15 protein-coding genes are annotated in these 15,311 nt (G+C 46.3%); 7 read left to right on the forward strand and 8 right to left on the reverse strand.

The window, feature by feature from the left end; translation table 11 throughout:
- The first annotated feature begins 127 nt into the window (after window positions 1-127).
- The 3 genes from ilvB to B5G00_RS03405 all read left to right on the forward strand — a co-directional run bounded on the left by ilvB (window position 128) and on the right by B5G00_RS03405 (window position 3,044).
- Window positions 128-1,849 carry a biosynthetic-type acetolactate synthase large subunit gene (ilvB, locus tag B5G00_RS03395; RefSeq protein WP_087268537.1) on the forward strand — a complete coding sequence of 574 codons (1,722 nt, stop codon included), beginning with the start codon at window positions 128-130 and terminating at the stop codon, window positions 1,847-1,849.
- 12 nt (window positions 1,850-1,861) lie between these two features.
- Entirely contained in the window at window positions 1,862-2,371 is a 510-nt protein-coding gene (gene ilvN, locus B5G00_RS03400) for an acetolactate synthase small subunit (protein ID WP_087268540.1), read from the forward strand.
- Window positions 2,372-2,702: 331 nt separating this feature from the next.
- Window positions 2,703-3,044, forward strand: coding sequence for a cupin domain-containing protein (locus B5G00_RS03405; RefSeq protein ID WP_087268543.1), 342 nt, complete (start codon window positions 2,703-2,705; stop codon window positions 3,042-3,044).
- 128 nt (window positions 3,045-3,172) lie between these two features.
- On the opposite strand, the gene B5G00_RS03410 is transcribed toward B5G00_RS03405, so the two are convergent.
- From B5G00_RS03410 to B5G00_RS03435, 6 genes are all read right to left on the reverse strand, one after another.
- Window positions 3,173-5,095 (reverse strand): FtsX-like permease family protein, encoded by a 1,923-nt coding sequence (locus tag B5G00_RS03410; RefSeq protein ID WP_087268545.1) that lies wholly within the window; start codon window positions 5,093-5,095, stop codon window positions 3,173-3,175.
- On the reverse strand, window positions 5,092-5,847 hold the full coding sequence (locus B5G00_RS03415; RefSeq protein WP_087268548.1) for an ABC transporter ATP-binding protein: 756 nt from the start codon (window positions 5,845-5,847) through the stop codon (window positions 5,092-5,094). The genes B5G00_RS03410 and B5G00_RS03415 overlap by 4 nt, the downstream gene beginning before the upstream one ends.
- A 102-nt stretch (window positions 5,848-5,949) precedes the next feature.
- Window positions 5,950-6,951 (reverse strand): sensor histidine kinase, encoded by a 1,002-nt coding sequence (locus B5G00_RS03420; RefSeq protein ID WP_087268551.1) that lies wholly within the window; start codon window positions 6,949-6,951, stop codon window positions 5,950-5,952.
- On the reverse strand, window positions 6,948-7,619 hold the full coding sequence (locus B5G00_RS03425) for a response regulator transcription factor (protein ID WP_087268554.1): 672 nt from the start codon (window positions 7,617-7,619) through the stop codon (window positions 6,948-6,950). The genes B5G00_RS03420 and B5G00_RS03425 overlap by 4 nt, the downstream gene beginning before the upstream one ends.
- A gap of 72 nt (window positions 7,620-7,691) precedes the next feature.
- The gene (locus tag B5G00_RS03430) at window positions 7,692-9,095 is read right to left on the reverse strand and encodes a sensor histidine kinase (RefSeq protein WP_087268557.1); all 1,404 of its coding nucleotides are present in this window, start codon (window positions 9,093-9,095) and stop codon (window positions 7,692-7,694) included.
- Between the two features lie 3 nt (window positions 9,096-9,098).
- Complete coding sequence (locus B5G00_RS03435; RefSeq protein WP_087268560.1) at window positions 9,099-9,800, reverse strand: response regulator transcription factor; 702 nt, start codon at window positions 9,798-9,800, stop codon at window positions 9,099-9,101.
- A gap of 178 nt (window positions 9,801-9,978) precedes the next feature.
- Here B5G00_RS03435 and B5G00_RS03440 point away from each other — a divergent pair, with 178 nt between their 5' ends.
- The 4 genes from B5G00_RS03440 to B5G00_RS03455 are packed head-to-tail and all read left to right on the forward strand — an operon-like array spanning window position 9,979 to window position 12,508.
- The gene (locus B5G00_RS03440) at window positions 9,979-10,737 is read left to right on the forward strand and encodes an ABC transporter ATP-binding protein (protein WP_087269112.1); all 759 of its coding nucleotides are present in this window, start codon (window positions 9,979-9,981) and stop codon (window positions 10,735-10,737) included.
- Window positions 10,734-11,462, forward strand: coding sequence for an ABC transporter permease (locus tag B5G00_RS03445; protein WP_087268564.1), 729 nt, complete (start codon window positions 10,734-10,736; stop codon window positions 11,460-11,462). Before B5G00_RS03440 ends, B5G00_RS03445 begins: the two co-directional genes overlap by 4 nt.
- Complete coding sequence (locus B5G00_RS03450) at window positions 11,459-12,226, forward strand: ABC transporter permease (RefSeq protein ID WP_087268567.1); 768 nt, start codon at window positions 11,459-11,461, stop codon at window positions 12,224-12,226. Before B5G00_RS03445 ends, B5G00_RS03450 begins: the two co-directional genes overlap by 4 nt.
- A 6-nt stretch (window positions 12,227-12,232) precedes the next feature.
- Window positions 12,233-12,508 carry a hypothetical protein gene (locus tag B5G00_RS03455; RefSeq protein WP_087268570.1) on the forward strand — a complete coding sequence of 92 codons (276 nt, stop codon included), beginning with the start codon at window positions 12,233-12,235 and terminating at the stop codon, window positions 12,506-12,508.
- 43 nt (window positions 12,509-12,551) lie between these two features.
- Here the strand turns inward: B5G00_RS03455 and B5G00_RS03460 are convergent, their stop codons facing one another.
- On the reverse strand, window positions 12,552-14,333 hold the full coding sequence (locus B5G00_RS03460) for a cobaltochelatase CobT-related protein (protein ID WP_087268573.1): 1,782 nt from the start codon (window positions 14,331-14,333) through the stop codon (window positions 12,552-12,554).
- A complete protein-coding gene (locus B5G00_RS03465) occupies window positions 14,326-15,219 on the reverse strand; it encodes an AAA family ATPase (RefSeq protein ID WP_087269116.1) in 894 nt (297 codons plus the stop codon). The genes B5G00_RS03460 and B5G00_RS03465 overlap by 8 nt, the downstream gene beginning before the upstream one ends.
- Window positions 15,220-15,311 lie beyond the last annotated feature (92 nt).

Raw genomic sequence — 15,311 nt, forward strand, 5'->3', positions numbered from 1 at the left:
AAAACCAGCTATTTTCGTATCAGATACAGAGAAATGCCCATCTCCATGGCTCATTCATCTGAGATAGTAACTTGAAAAACCTTTATTTTAAAGGAAAATCACTTGACAATATAGGGAGGTATCTCATATGAAACAGATCACAGGAAACAAATTGTTCGTAAAAGCCTTGAAGGAAGAAGGGGTAGAAGTTCTTTTCGGCTATCCGGGAGCGACCACGATTGACATCAGTGATGAACTGTATAAGCAGAATAATATCGATATCGTCCTTCCCCGCCATGAGCAGGCTCTGGTCCATGAAGCAGACGCTTATGCAAGGACTACGGGAAAGGTAGGCGTATGTCTTGTTACCAGCGGCCCCGGAGCTACCAATGTAGTTACCGGATTGGCTACTGCCAACTATGACAGCGTGCCTCTTGTATGCTTTACCGGCCAGGTAGCCAGATACCTGATCGGAAACGACGCTTTCCAGGAAGTGGATATCGTAGGCATTACCAGAAGCATTACCAAATATGGAGTAACTGTAAGAAGACGTGAAGATCTGGGACGTATTATCAAAGAGGCCTTCTACATCGCCCGCACTGGCCGTCCCGGTCCGGTTCTTGTTGATCTCCCCAAAGATGTGATGTGTGAACTGGGAAGCCCGGAATATCCCAAAACCGTAAATATCCGTGGGTATAAGCCTAACACCAGCGTTCACATCGGACAGCTGAAAAAAGCCATTAAGGTTCTGCAGAAAGCAAAACGTCCTCTGTTTCTGGCAGGCGGCGGAGTAAATATCGCCAGAGCGGATGAAATTTTCACTCAGGTAGTGGAAAAGACCCAGGTGCCTGTGGTAACGACAATTATGGGCCGGGGAGCCATTCCCACTGACCATCCTCTTTTTGTAGGAAATCTGGGAATGCATGGAGCCTATGCTGCCAATATGGCCGTAAGCAACTGCGATGTACTCTTTTCTATCGGAACCAGATTTAATGACCGTATCACCGGAAAGCTTCATGCTTTTGCTCCAAATGCTCAGATCATCCATATCGATATTGATACAGCCTCTATCTCCAGAAATATCCAAGTGGATATCCCTATTGTAGCCGACGCAAAAGAGGCGATCACAAAAATGGCGGAATATGTAACCGAGCAGAATACAGAGAAATGGCTGGGGCAGATCCAGGCGTGGAAGGAAGAACATCCACTGAATATGAAAGACCGAAAACTTATGAGCCCTCTGGATATAATAAGTGAAATCAACCGGCAGTTTGAGGAAGCCATCATTGTCACTGATGTTGGTCAGCATCAGATGTTGGTAACTCAGTACGCAGAGCTTAATAATAAGAAGCATCTGGTTACCTCCGGAGGCCTGGGAACTATGGGATATGGACTTCCGGGAGCCATTGGGGCTAAAATCGGGAATCCTGACATTCCGGTAATCGCTATTTCCGGCGACGGCGGCATGCAGATGAATATCCAGGAAATGGCTACTGCGGTTCTGGAGGAGCTTCCTGTAATACTGTGTATCTTTAACAATGAATATCTGGGTATGGTGCGCCAATGGCAGAAACTGTTTTACGGTAAACGCTACTCCATGACAAATCTGAAGTCAGGCGCCCTCTCCCGCCGCACAAACGGGGAAGAATTTCCATCAGAATATGTCCCTGATTTTGTGAAGCTGGCAGAGAGCTATGGAGCCAAAGGCATCCGGGTAATGAATAAGGAAGAGATCGCCCCGGCTTTTGAAGAAGCGAAAAAGAACCCCAAGGCGCCTACCATCATTGAATTTATCATCGACCCGGAGGAAATGGTATATCCTATGATCAAACCGGGCGGAACCTTAGAAGATATGATTATGGATTGTTAGGAGGACGGGAAAATGGAAAAAGGAATGAAAAAAAGATGGATCTCTTTATATGTAGAAAATCAGGTAGGTGTGCTGTCCAAAATTTCCGGGCTTTTTGCCGGAAAGAGCTATAACCTGGACAGTCTGACAGTAGGTACCACAGAAGATCCTACCGTCTCCCGTATGACAATTGCCACTGTCAGCGACGATGAAACTTTTGAGCAGATTAAAAAGCAGCTGAACCGTATGGTGGAAGTGATCAAAGTCATTGATTTTACCGATATTTTTATCCGGATGAAAGAAATCCTGTATATTAAGGTAAAAAAATGCACCCCTGCAGATAAGGTGGAGCTTTTTCAGATTGCAGAAACCTTTAAAGCCAGAGTCATCGATTACGGAAAGGACAGTCTCCTTCTGGAATTTGTCCAGACGGCAACCAAAAATGACGCAGTTATCAAACTGATTAAAGAAGAATTTAAAACCATCGAAGTTGTCCGGGGCGGAAGCGTAGGTATTGAATCCATCAGTATGATGGAACGCTGATCAGCCGGCAAAATGAAAGAACCGGGATATGAAAGGAATCTACCGCTTCATACCTCGGTTCTTTTTTAACTGTTTTTTATTCTCTTGTTCTTTTTTCTGCATCTTAATGTTCCGCCGTTTCCATCAAATTAAAATCTTGAATGAAAATCACCGGAGCAAACGCAATGCAGGTTTGCAAAATACTCTGCGTTATCTTCCACATATTTTGCAAGACGCTCGATAAAAGAAAGTTTCTTTGTTACAACCATATGCTATCATGTAAACATGGTTATTTTTAGATAGTATATTGACAGTTTTTAGGTCAAAATTGACATTCAAAGGAGTTTTTTCTATGAAACAGGCCATTTATGAACACCTCTATGATCTGGAAAATACCAATATTGCCATTCACTATTACACCAACAGAGGCTCCTATTTTCCTGCCCACTGGCATCCTGCTATTGAGCTGATCTATATTCTCAACGGCACTGCGGAGATTCTTGTGGGAGGCGTGAAACATACTCTTGTCCCAGGAGAATTTATTGTAATAGATTCTAATCAGATCCATGAGTCCCAGTGCGCCCTGGCCTCTATGGTAGTGGACGTCCATGTGTCCAGAGACTTCCTGGAGTCCTATATAGAAGAACCTGTTCTTCCTGGGATTGACTGTATTTTTCGATGCAGATCTGATTAATGTATCTTCTGATGATTGGCATGGTCTCTATCCCTCTGCTCTGGAGGAATGCTGTATCCCTTTCCGTGAGGAATATATTTTTTCTTATCCCCCCACCTATGAAGGAGGCGTAAAAGCCGGCAAAGAGATTACACTTTCCAGAAAGACCGGGCAAAAAGCTTCCTTTTTGCCCCTCTTACAGAGAAAAAACAGATTAGGCTGAAAAGTACCAAAACAAACAAAGCGCTCCACACATTTATCCGGAACAAATCCTCTTTCATAAGTTCTCCCAATGCCCTGACGGAAAAGTAGGAGGATATGGACATCAGCAGGAAGGGACAGTAATAAGCGAAACAGATTTCATTTCTCACAGCCTTTCCCAATGTTTTCCGGGGAACCCCCATTTTCTCCAGGATTTCATATCTTTCCCCGTCCTCATAGGCTTCATTCCCGATCTTCAGAAAGATAATGCTTCCCGCCGCAAGCATCAGCGTAACAAACATGAAAAGACACAGAGAGTAAGTCACACGGATATAGCTGTCTTCATTTAAAGAATCCTCGGTGTAGCTGACTCCTGTCATGCCCTCTTCTCCCTCCTGGACAAGATCCTGAAGCCAGGGTCTGGAGGCTTCTATATTGCCGGGGTTTTCCAGACGATAATTATAGATATAGAGCAGGCTGCCCCGGCTTTTCAGCTCCTCGAAGGTCCTGTCTGACACGATATAAGCCTCTGCATAGGTCTGGAGCTTTCCAAGGTAAGGAGTTGTTGTAACGTCCACCTCATCATAGGTTTTCTCTCCGATATTTACAGCTGAAGGTTCATTGGTGCCTACCAGGCTGAAAAGAATCTCGTGGGAAAGACCAACCACCTGGCCATCTTCCAGTTCCTTATATGGGAATTCCAGCCCTGCTCTTCCAGCTCCTTCTTTCACCTGGGAGTAGGGCGCCAGAACATACATTGTCTGGTTATATTTTGTGCGAAACATTTCGGACGGAAGGTTTAAAAGAGTGTATTCATTCCAGTACTCCACAGGATTTTCCCCTTCGATCCCCTTTAAGATTTCCTCACCATCCAGTGTTCCGTCATAATTCACTACCTGACAGGAATAGACCTGATCAAAATTTTCCATTCTGTCATATCGCTGTTTCAGAGCAATGGCCAGGGCCATTAAAGTCACCGAACAGATCATCAAAACAGTGACCATAGCATAGGTCCTGTAGTTCTTTTTTATCCGGAAAGCCAGGTTATTGATCCAGAGGGTTCTCTCCTTCCGGTAAAGGAATTTTTTATTTCTGGTAAGGAGTCTGAGGATGGCAGGAATCAGACCAGAATAGAGGAGATAGACTCCGACAATAACCAGAACTACCGCCTGGACCATCCGTACAAGCCCCTGAGGTCCCCCTGTATCCAGGGCCGCCAGATACCCCAAAATAAGAGCTGCTGTTCCTGCCAGTATCCTAAGAGCAGTAAGCGCTTTATTTTCCTGTCGGATTTCTTTCTGCCTGGCTCCCGACAGCAGGTTCAGCACGCTGCTGTTTCTGAGAGTGTGGCAGCCTTTCAGGATCATAAAGCCATAAATGACCAGAAACATTCCTCCCGTATTCAGCACTGGCTGAAGGGAAAAAGAAAACTCCACATCTACACTAATCTCTGACAATTTTAACAGCAGCATCTGAAACAATTTGGAAAACAAAACGCCGAAAGCCAGTCCGAAGACCAGTGAAAACAGTCCTACCATGGCGGATTCCAGAGCATACATTCTGCTGATCCGTTTATTATCCAGCCCCATAAAAATATAGATGCCGATTTCCTTTTTTCTCTGATTCAGGAACACATTGGCAGCATACCAGATAAAAAAGAAAAGAAAGACTCCAAATACAATAGAGGCTGCCTGGAGTACAGAATCAATCAGGTCTTTCCGGAATTCCATAAGCACATCCATAGCCTGGGAATAGATGACATTCTGAAAGTTAAAGAAAATAAATACAGAAAAAGACAGAGACAGAACCAGTGCTCCAAATTCCCTCACACTTCTCTTAAAGTTCCACACCGCCAGCCGAAAAAGACTCATTCCTGGTCACCTCCTATAGAGGCCAGCATGGCCATGATCTCATCATAGAATGCTTTCCTGCTCTCCTGTCGGTTCAGGCAGCACTGAATCCTGCCGTCTTTTAAGAAGTACACCTGTTTTGCATAGCTGGCACAGTAGGCATCGTGGGTCACCATTACGATGGTTGCTTTTCCCGCCTCATTTGCTGCCTTAAGACAGCAGAGAAGGTCTTTCCCCGATTTGGAGTCCAAGGCCCCGGTAGGCTCGTCAGCAAACAAAATCCTGGGATTAGTGATCAGAGCTCTGGCACTGGCTGCCCGCTGTTTCTGTCCTCCGGAAAGCTGATAGGGATATTTCCCCAGATGAGACTCCAGTCCGAAAGTTGCTGCCGTCCCTCTCACCCGTTTAAGGATTTCTCCTGTTTTTACTCCGTTTAAGGACAAAGGAAGGGCAATATTATCCTGGAGGGTCATATTATCCAGAAGATTATACTCCTGAAAAATAAAGCCGATCTTGTCTCTTCTCACCTGAGAAAGCTGCCGGTTTTTCATCTCCACAATGTTTTCCCCATCCAAAAGGATCTCTCCCCGGGAAGGCTTATCCAGAGTGGACAGCATATTTAAAAGGGTAGTCTTTCCCGCACCGCTGGGGCCCATGATCCCGATAAAGTCTCCCTGAAAAATATCCAGGCTGATATCCCGCAGCACCCAGGTCTGATATCCTCTTCGTCCATAGCTTTTTGATAGATTTCGGATTTCTAAAATTTTGTTCATTTTTGTTTACCTCCTGTCTGTATACCAGCATAGCAGAGAGGCCTTCAAAAATCCTTACATCTGCCTGACAGTTTTAGTTGGTATCTAACATTTCTGAAAGGATTATTCCGACAAAAGCAAATGTTCTGACAGATCCTGAAAACGTATTTCAAACCTGGTGCCCTTTTCCGGTTCCGAAAAGACCCGGATTTCTGTATGGAGCAGCTGGCTGATCTCTTTTACAAAATACAGTCCCATTCCTGTAGAGCGATAGTCACCTTTCCGGTAATTCTTCCCTACATATCCTTTTTGAAAAATATAAGGCAAATCTTCCGGTTCGATTCCCACTCCGTTATCTTCCACTATCAGAAGGATGCTGTCCTTCCCTTTTTCCTGGGCAGCAAAGCTGAGAGCCGGAGCTTCTCCCCGGTATTTCACCGCATTTTGTATCAGCTGGTCCAGGAGATAGACCAGCCATCTTTTATCGGTATACACCTGGATTTTTCCCGTTTCTTCTTTTATCTCAAAATTGTGACGGATTAAAAAATACGACTGATTTTTCACAGCCTCTCCCACTGCTTTCTTCAAAGAAACCTTCTCATAACGGACGTCATGTTCCGGACGGTGGAGCTTGCTTCCCAGCATCACCGTATGGATCAGGCTTTCCAGCCGGGCAATGCTGTTTTTCATTTCCCGGCTGGCCTCTCTGTCCTGATTCCGTTCATTGATCAGCTTTAAGGCTGCCAGAGGCAGTTTGGCTTCATGACTCCATTTTCCAATGTAATCCGTCAGTTCTTCCTGTTCCCGGAGCAGGTGCCGGATTTCCTTTTTGTGCTCCTCTTCCTTCTCCTCCATATATGCAGACACCCTTTTTCCAAAGAGCTTTTCCTGTTCCAAAGGCGTTAGAGAGAGCCTGCCTTCCAGATATTTTTCTGTCTTTTTAAAACGATAAAAATCCCATAAGATCCCGGCGAAAGAAGCTGCCAGAAACAGCAGATTCAGATACAGCAGGTCCTGAAAATAAACATTAGAGGCACATAAAAAAGCCAGGTAAAAATCTGCAAAACACCACAGACAGAGGAGGATAAAAAACAGCTTTCCTCTGTCCTTTAAATACTCTTTCATTCCAGATAATACCCCTTTCCCTTCTTGGTATAGATACAGGATATCCCGGGAGCAAACTCTGCAATTTTTGCCCGCAGTCTTGACACCAGCACTGTAAGAGAAGCATCTGTCACATACTCATCAGTGCTCCACAGATACTCCATCAACTGTTCTCTTTCTACAATTTTCCCCCGGTTGTCCGCCAACAGTCCCAGGATTTTATTCTCTGATCTGGTCAGTTCTACAGTCTGGCCCTTATAGGCCAGATTCCCCTGACTTCTGTCGTACAAAAGCTCCTCTGCCAGATATTCCCGGTCACTTACAGTATACTCATAAGCCCTTCTTAACAGAGCCCGGATCTTTACCAGAAGCAGCTCCCCGTCAAAGGGCTTTTCCACATAATCGTCTCCTCCTGAGACCATGGCCATGACCTTATCGCTGTTCTGGTCTCTGCTGGACAGAAAAAGAATGGGCACCCGGGAAATTTTCCGTATTTCCCTTGCCCAGTAAAATCCATCATAAAAAGGCAGGTTGATATCCATAAGTATCAGATCTCCCTGCCTTTTCTTCCATTCCCGGTCCACGGCCTCAAATTCTTCCAGATATTCTGCTTCAAAGCCCCACTTCCGGCAGAGCCTTACGATTTCTTCTGCCAGGGTCAGATCATCTTCAACAAGTAATATTTTCATTTTCATCACCTGGCAATATTGTAACCTGTTTACGGAAAAATTTCGATATAAAATTCCAATGTTGCGAAAATGTTAGATTTCCTTCCAGTCTTTTGGAAGTAAAATTTTTACCAGAAAACCACCCTGAGGAGAATGGTCCGGCACTACCTTTCCTTCATGGGCCTGTGCAATCTGCCTTACGATCAGCAGTCCCAGGCCATGACGCTGTTCCCCGGTATTGCTGTCACAGACCATATAGTGGGGAGCTTTCTGAATAGAGCTCAGTTCTTCCGGAGTAACCCCTACTCCGTCATCGCTGACAATAAGAGCGTACATTTCTTCCTCTTCTTTTACCTCCACTCCAATGGTACACCCCTGGGGATTGTGGACCTGGGCGTTTATGATCAGATTGGACATGGCCCGTTTCAGCAGGTCCGGATCTCCATATACCATAAGAGGGCCTGTTTCTTCTCCTGTATTCCATTCAATGGGATAGTCTCCTTTATTATCCAGGTTCAGGAAATCTACTGCCACAGACCTGGCAAGGGCCGCCAAGTCTGTCCTCTGCCTTTTTACTGGCTGGACATTGTATTCCAGCTTAGAAGCCAGATTCAGGTCATTGATCAGATTTTTCATCCGGATACTCTGACGCCGGATGATCCCGGCCTTTTGCCTGGCCTCTTTTGGTAGGTCCGTATCTTCTTCCAGTGTGCTGGCGTGGCCCAGGACCATGGACAGGGGCGTACGGATATCATGAGACACTCCGGCGATCCAGTTTGCTCTGGCCATTTCTTTTTTCCGCAGAGCATAATTCTGGGTCCTCAGCTTTTCGGATACCCGGTTAATCGATGCCGCAAGCTGAGACATAAGACCTTTTTCCGGAATATATACATCTTCCTGATTGCCCAGAGTCTCTATTCCATGGACAATGGGCTTGACTGAGCGGATAATGCCCGAAGTAGCAATGGCGTAGACCACAATAATAAAAACCAGATTAAAGGCCAGAAACTCCAGGATCATGTAGAAGAAATTCTGGATCAGGTCATAGTCAAAGGTAGGCCACATTAATTTAAAATACCGGTCCTTGGGAAAACCGAGAAAAAGAAGATTGTCCCCCTGTGGAGCTGTTGTGGTAGGGTAGTCCTGGATATATCCCCGGACTGCCCAGGAAATTTCCCCCAGGGTATAATGCCGGGGGATCTCCTTGGGCAGATTCCCGCTGGCCCAGATCACATTTCCTGTGCTGTTCTCCACCAGGATTCCCCAGGCTCCTGCCTGCTCCAGCTCCTTCTCCTCTTCCTCTGAGAGTGTATACCTTCCATCTTCTGAAAGAGTGAGAGCCGCCGCAACTGCCTCCGCCTGCTGCCATCCGCTGGAATTATCTCCCTGATTCCAGGTGATAACAGCCAGAAATATAAGGTTCAGCAGGATTCCCAGAAAAATAGAAATAATCAAAATAGAGCAAAATCTTCGGATAAGTTTTATGGTACTGTTCATTTCCTACTCCTTTACGATCAGCTTATACCCCAGACCTTTTACCGTGATCAGCGACACCGGTTTGGAAGGATTTTCCTCAATCTTCTCCCGTATCCGCCGGATATGGGCCATAAGAGAATTTTCATAGCCATAGGGATTATCTCCCCACACCGCCTGACAGAGCATATCAATAGTAACTATTTTTCCACTGTTTCTGTACAGGGCAGAAAGAAGAGCAAATTCCTTGGCTGTAAGAGGCAGTTTTTCTTCTCCTTTTATTACCTGGGCTCTCTCAAAATCTACAGTGCAGCCGGCCAGACGCGCCACGGGCTGTTCTTCTTTATAGCATCTTCGGAGGATCACTCCTATACGCAGGATCAGTTCCCTTGGAAGAAAAGGCTTTACAATATAGTCGTCGGCTCCCAGCCCCAGGCCCAGAAACTTATCTTCCTCCTCTCCTCTTGCTGTGAGAAAAAGCACAGGAATATCTGAAATCTCCCGGATCTTTTCAAAGAGTCCGAATCCATCCCCGTCAGGAAGCATCACGTCCAGCACCGCCATTTCCGGCTGCCATTCCTGAAATATTTTCAGAGCTTCTTTTACGTTTCCTGCCCTGCGGATATTCCTATATCCTTCCTTTTCTAAGATTCCCTCCACCATTGACAGCAGCTCCGGTTCATCATCTACCAGAAGCAGCTTTTTATTCTTTAAATATTCAAAATCCATTGGATAACCTCCCATATAATTTATAACTTCCGGCCTTTTGGGCTTTTACATAGTATAGCATATCTTGCGTCCTCGCAGCGCTTCCGGTTAAAATGTAAGGTAATTGTAAGGTAGGGAGAATGTTGCCGTAAGGTTGCTGTTTTATACTGAGAATCAGCAAAAGAAAGGAGCAAAGAAAATGAGCAATATTATTGAAACACACAACCTCACAAAAAGATATCGGGATTTTACCGCAGTAAATAAGCTGAACATGCATGTTAAAAAAGGCCAGGTCTACGGTTTTCTGGGGCCAAACGGAGCAGGAAAATCCACCACCATGAAGATGTTCCTGGGGCTTACCCGTCCTTCCAGCGGCAGCTTTCAGATAAAGGGCCGTTCCTATCCCAAAGATCGGATGAAAATCCTTCGTGAAACCGGAGCCTTTATTGAATCTCCTGCTTTCTATGGAAATCTCACAGGAGAAGAAAACCTGGATATTATACGCAGGATCCTGGGACTGCCAAAAAGCAGCATCAAAGATGCCCTGGAGCTTACAGGCCTCTACGAATTCCGGAAGCGGACTGCCGGCAAGTATTCTCTGGGAATGAAACAGCGCCTGGGGCTGGCGGAAGCTCTTCTGGGAAGGCCCCCTCTGCTGATCCTGGATGAGCCTACTAACGGCCTGGACCCTGCAGGGATCCATGAGATCCGTACACTGATCCGATCTCTGCCCCAGAAGTATAACTGCACGGTGCTGGTATCCTCCCATCTGCTCTCAGAAATTGAGTTAATGGCTGACGACATAGGAATCCTGAATCACGGCAGGCTCCTCTTCGAAGGAACTCTGCCGGAACTGAAAGAACAGGCCGCTCAGATGGGCTATCCCACCGACAATCTGGAGGACACCTTCCTGGCTATGATCCAGGAAGACAACCTGAAACGAGGTGATAAGAGATGATCCTTGCTTTAGAAATGAAAAAAACAAAGCGCACCGGACTGATCCCGGCTTTCCTGGCCGGAGCTCTGGCAGCCTCTGCTTTTCCGGTGCTCAATATCGCCTTCCGTACAGAATTATTTACCTCCCAGGATCTTCCTCCTGTGGATATCCTTCTGCAAGGCAACTGGGATATGCTGGCTACCTTTCACAGTTTTCTGGCAATACTGGGAGCCTGTATCCTTTATCACACAGAGTTTGCCAACAGAGCTATAGAAAAACTCTATATGCTTCCGGTCAGCCAGGGAAAAGTGTTTTTCTGCAAGAACCTGCTTCTCCTGCTGCTTTTCCTTCCGGTATTTCTCATTGAAGATGGTTTTCTCCTCTTTTGTGCCCGGCACTGGTTTCCCGGAAAGGATCCAGGCCTGGAAATTCTGCTCCAGAATACGGCTTTTTCCATAGCCGCCATCCTTCCCGTTCTTCTTCTATCCACTTTGATTGCCTCTTTGGCGAAAAATATGTGGGTTTCTCTGGGGATCGGAGTGGTCTGTATGTTTATGGGACAAATGACTGTATCCTATGAAGCTGTATTTTCCAAGGTCTACACCTTCTGTCTGCCCTACCGCTGTCTGTTGTCTTCATCAGCATGGGAGGACATTTTCCCCATTCTGGGAATCTGTGCCGCTGAGTCGGTACTTTTGGGAGCTGTCAAAATTTTTCTCTTAAAGATCAGGAGGACACCTGTATGAATTTACTTACTATCTTTCACATTGAACTGAAAAAAATACGCAGGACCCATATTATCTGGATCCTGCTGATTCCTCTCATTTTACTCTGGATTCCTGCAATATTAAATGCAGACTCCAATTTTTCCAATGCAGCCGGCCTGTCTCCGGAAATGAATTTCTTCTTTCAGACCTTTCTTGGACTGTCCTGGTTTATGTATCCTGCCAGTCTGGTAGTGATCACAGTTATGCTGAACCAGCTGGAACGAAGTAATCAGGGAATGCAGAAAATGCTGTCTCTTCCTGTATACGCAGCAGGCTTATGTCTGGGAAAATTTCTGGTGCTCCTGCTCCTGGCAGCCTTCCAGATGTTTATGATGGCAGCCCTGTATTTTCCTGCGGCATTCATAGTCTCCCACAGTACAGGCTATGACTTTGTCCTTCCTCTGTCCTCTGTGCTGTACGAAGCTCTGATCATTTATATCAGTTCCATTCCCATGGCTGCCTTTTACTGGCTGGCAGCTGTGTGCATCCAAACTTCCGTATTTTCTGTGGGAATCGGCCTGGCCGCCATCGTGCCTTCTGTGCTCCTCATCAACACAAAGGCCTGGTTCGCCTACCCTATGTGCTATCCCTTTCATATCCTGTCACAGTTCATAGGACAGCCCAAAGCAGACGTGTTCAACCTGTCTGTAGACCTGTTTCCTCTACTGCCGGTGGCTATAGCTGTGACCCTGGTATGTCTGACCGTTTCCTGCCTATGTTTCGGCAGAGCAGAAAGGAGATAATAAACCATGAAAAAACTTATTACCTTTATCAGTGTACTGATGATCTTTATTCCCTGGACGATCTTCCCTCTGCGGACCAATCCATGGGCACTGCAGTCTCCTGGGGCAGAAATTATTGTCTACAGCTATGCCGCTTTTATGATTTTCTCCGCAGTATTCACTACTCTGGCTTATACAAAAGGACAGGCAAAAAACAAAGCCATGCAGATTGCCATGGTAATCAATGATATCTACGGATTTACTGCTCTTTGTCTGCTGGGTATGGCGGTCAGCAGCTCTTGACTCTATTGGGAAAATCTTCCTGAGTGATATAGCCAGCCAGTTATTATACCAGCCCCACAATCTGTTTTTTCAGATAGCGGCCCACCACATTGGCAAAATTAGAGAGATCCCGGATATAGGCAAAATCCTTTCCAAAAATTTTCTTCTCCGCAGACAGATCCTCTTCTTCTCCGGCAAAGACGCCCAATACGGCAATTCTCCGGTTTCTGAGTCTGCGGATCTCTCCTGCCGTATCCCGGAGGGCAAAGTCCAGACAGTAGGGTTCTTTTTCTGTTTTTTTAGCCCCAGGCAGCGTATAGCCGGGGCTCTGGCTTCCCGCCATAATGTCATTGGGTCTGCCGTCGCTTAACACCACCAGGATTTTATTCTCTTCTTTTCTCTGATCCAGACCTGCGGCTGCTGTTCTTACTGCCAGCCCGTCCCGGTTATTGGCAGAACCGTAAAATTCAAAGATCCGCCGGTTCATCTCCCGGTCTTCCTCAAAATCCCGAAACATAGTCAGGACTGTATACGCCCCCAGGGTGCAAAAACCAGTGACCCGGTGGGGAATCCCAGCAATGCTCAGAGCCTCACTGAGAATATACCCCTGAAGAGCTACCTGGCTCTGTCTGCCCTGCTGGGAGCCGCTGGCGTCGATCAATATTTCCACGGCGAAATCTGTGTCTTCTCTTTGTATCTCTCTTTGGAAAAGCTTTCGATTCTGGGTTCTTCCCAGATTCCACAGCTTATTGACCTGGATTTTTCCATACTCGCTGGAAAGTATTTCTTTTTCCGATCTGGTAAGAAGGGCCCTCTTTAATGTATTGGCCAGTGTCTGGATATTCTGACGGGTAATGAGCTGAGTACTTTTTAATACCCGAAGATTCTCTTCTCTTACCTTCTTCACATACTCCCCTCTGCCGCTGTCCTTTCCATGACCATGGAGGATTCCCCTGGTAATATGGATCCGGCAGTCTTTATGCGTATCTGTGCAGACCTGATTCTGAAGCTCTCTTTGCATTCTGGAAGGAATACAGCTTTCCCCGTAGCTTTGAACAATGTATTCTTCCATCCGGTCTGAAGACTCCCTGTCCAAAAAAATCATAGAAGCTCTGGGTTTTTCCTGTTTTCCGTTATCCTGGGGATCTACATGGCCGCTGAAAAGATTTACCGGGGCCTCATCCTTCGCTGCTTTCTCCTCTTCCCTTGCCTTTTCCTTATCTGTATATTCTTTCATATCCTCATCGGCAGGCTTTATTTCCCGGTCCAATCCCTTAAAATTCTGGGCCAGCCCTTTTTCATAAGCTTCCCGATACACTTCTTCCAGACAGCAGCAGATCTCCTCTACGGAGTCTGCGTCTTCTATCGAGCAGATCCTGTCCAGAATCCTGGCTGTTCTTCCCTGAAAGTTTTCGCCCCAGAGGGCCTTTTGCAGATAGCACATTTCCAGGTATCCCCAGTCTGTATGGGTGAGGCGAAGATCGTCTTTTTCTAACGTGTCTGCGAATGCCTTCCTTCTCAGATTTTCCACTCCGGGCCTCTCTTTTACCGCCTTTTTCCACACAGCGCTGTCAATACAGAGATTCCCCAGGGCCTCCAGCACAGAAGGAATCATCCCCTGGTATACCTTTTTGGCAAAAAAGTCCTGATACCTGTCTGCATCAAAGTATTTCCGGAAACTCCCCTGACGCACTGCCTCATATAGGGCTATATAAGGGGATTTCTCCCATGCCTTCAGATTTGCGGGAATATCCAGCTCATAATCTCCGCTTACCGCCCAGAGCAGGTTTTCCACCCGGCTCTGGATATTAAAAATATTTTCTTCTCTGGGTTTTCTTTCATTCATCAAATACATCGCCCCTGTCCCAGGTCCCAGGTATTCTGGTCATAACCAGATCCCCGATCAGCTCCCGCTCAAAGGTATCAAAGGTCTTATTGGTAATGCCCATGTCAATGGCCTCCAGAGGCGTCAGGCCGCCTCTTACCAGACGAAGAGCTCCGATCAGTCCCCTCATATCTACAGCCTTTGTAGAAATTTCTCCATTCTGGGCCTTTAACTGAAGATCCAAAAACAGCCCGGCAAACTGTTCCTCAGCTTCCCTGCGGATAGTTGGGAACAGGTTCTCCAGTATCTGGTACATCCTTTCCATTGTGAGAGATGGCATATTGATGACCATAAACCTGGACACCAGAGCCTCGTTTAATTCCTTTGTCCCTGCATATCCATAATTCATCGTGGCAATGAATCTGGCAGCAGGATGGAGATTGATCCGGTCATAGCCCGGCACATCCAGGATCCGCCGAAAGTCCAGGACTCCATGGAGTACGGAAACCGCATCACTTTTTGCCATGTTTATCTCATCCAGGATCCCAAATCCTCCCCACTTGGCGCACTGGTAAATGGGCCCTTCCCGAAGTTTTACCTCATTATTGACAAATGTGTCTGTACCGATGAGACTGCTGCTGTCTGTGTTCACATGGAAAGAAATGTCATAAATAGGCCTTCCAAAAATCCAAGCCAGATTTTCCGCCAGGACATTCTTTCCTGTAGCCTTATCTCCGCAGAGGAGAAGATTCTCTCCCTCCAGCAGGGCGGCCACCGCCCGGTTTAAAATCTCTGTCCCATAAAAAGCCATGGACGGCTGTGTAAGCCGGGACTTTACCTGTTCCTCCACCGGATGATTCTTCTTAAATTCTTCCACTCTTATTTGCAAGGTTTCCTTTAATTCCATGATCCGCCTCCTTACCTGAACTTGTTTTCCTGTTATATTTTTAGTATAGCAGAAAAGGCGTCCAAAAACTGTCTCAAAGCAGTTTTTGGACG

It is taken from the genome of Blautia sp. An46, assembly GCF_002161645.1.
In the GTDB taxonomy this organism is placed as follows: Bacteria; Bacillota; Clostridia; order Lachnospirales; family Lachnospiraceae; genus Blautia; species Blautia ornithocaccae.

What these genes read in the sequence shown, in the direction of transcription:
- ilvB (WP_087268537.1), top strand. Translation starts at nt 128, where the DNA reads ATGAAACAGATCACAGGAAACAAATTGTTCGTAAAAGCCTTGAAGGAA.
- ilvN (WP_087268540.1), top strand. Translation starts at nt 1,862, where the DNA reads ATGGAAAAAGGAATGAAAAAAAGATGGATCTCTTTATATGTAGAAAAT.
- B5G00_RS03405 (WP_087268543.1), top strand. Translation starts at nt 2,703, where the DNA reads ATGAAACAGGCCATTTATGAACACCTCTATGATCTGGAAAATACCAAT.
- B5G00_RS03410 (WP_087268545.1), bottom strand. Translation starts at nt 5,095, where the DNA reads ATGAGTCTTTTTCGGCTGGCGGTGTGGAACTTTAAGAGAAGTGTGAGG.
- B5G00_RS03415 (WP_087268548.1), bottom strand. Translation starts at nt 5,847, where the DNA reads ATGAACAAAATTTTAGAAATCCGAAATCTATCAAAAAGCTATGGACGA.
- B5G00_RS03420 (WP_087268551.1), bottom strand. Translation starts at nt 6,951, where the DNA reads ATGAAAGAGTATTTAAAGGACAGAGGAAAGCTGTTTTTTATCCTCCTC.
- B5G00_RS03425 (WP_087268554.1), bottom strand. Translation starts at nt 7,619, where the DNA reads ATGAAAATATTACTTGTTGAAGATGATCTGACCCTGGCAGAAGAAATC.
- B5G00_RS03430 (WP_087268557.1), bottom strand. Translation starts at nt 9,095, where the DNA reads ATGAACAGTACCATAAAACTTATCCGAAGATTTTGCTCTATTTTGATT.
- B5G00_RS03435 (WP_087268560.1), bottom strand. Translation starts at nt 9,800, where the DNA reads ATGGATTTTGAATATTTAAAGAATAAAAAGCTGCTTCTGGTAGATGAT.
- B5G00_RS03440 (WP_087269112.1), top strand. Translation starts at nt 9,979, where the DNA reads ATGAGCAATATTATTGAAACACACAACCTCACAAAAAGATATCGGGAT.
- B5G00_RS03445 (WP_087268564.1), top strand. Translation starts at nt 10,734, where the DNA reads ATGATCCTTGCTTTAGAAATGAAAAAAACAAAGCGCACCGGACTGATC.
- B5G00_RS03450 (WP_087268567.1), top strand. Translation starts at nt 11,459, where the DNA reads ATGAATTTACTTACTATCTTTCACATTGAACTGAAAAAAATACGCAGG.
- B5G00_RS03455 (WP_087268570.1), top strand. Translation starts at nt 12,233, where the DNA reads ATGAAAAAACTTATTACCTTTATCAGTGTACTGATGATCTTTATTCCC.
- B5G00_RS03460 (WP_087268573.1), bottom strand. Translation starts at nt 14,333, where the DNA reads ATGAATGAAAGAAAACCCAGAGAAGAAAATATTTTTAATATCCAGAGC.
- B5G00_RS03465 (WP_087269116.1), bottom strand. Translation starts at nt 15,219, where the DNA reads ATGGAATTAAAGGAAACCTTGCAAATAAGAGTGGAAGAATTTAAGAAG.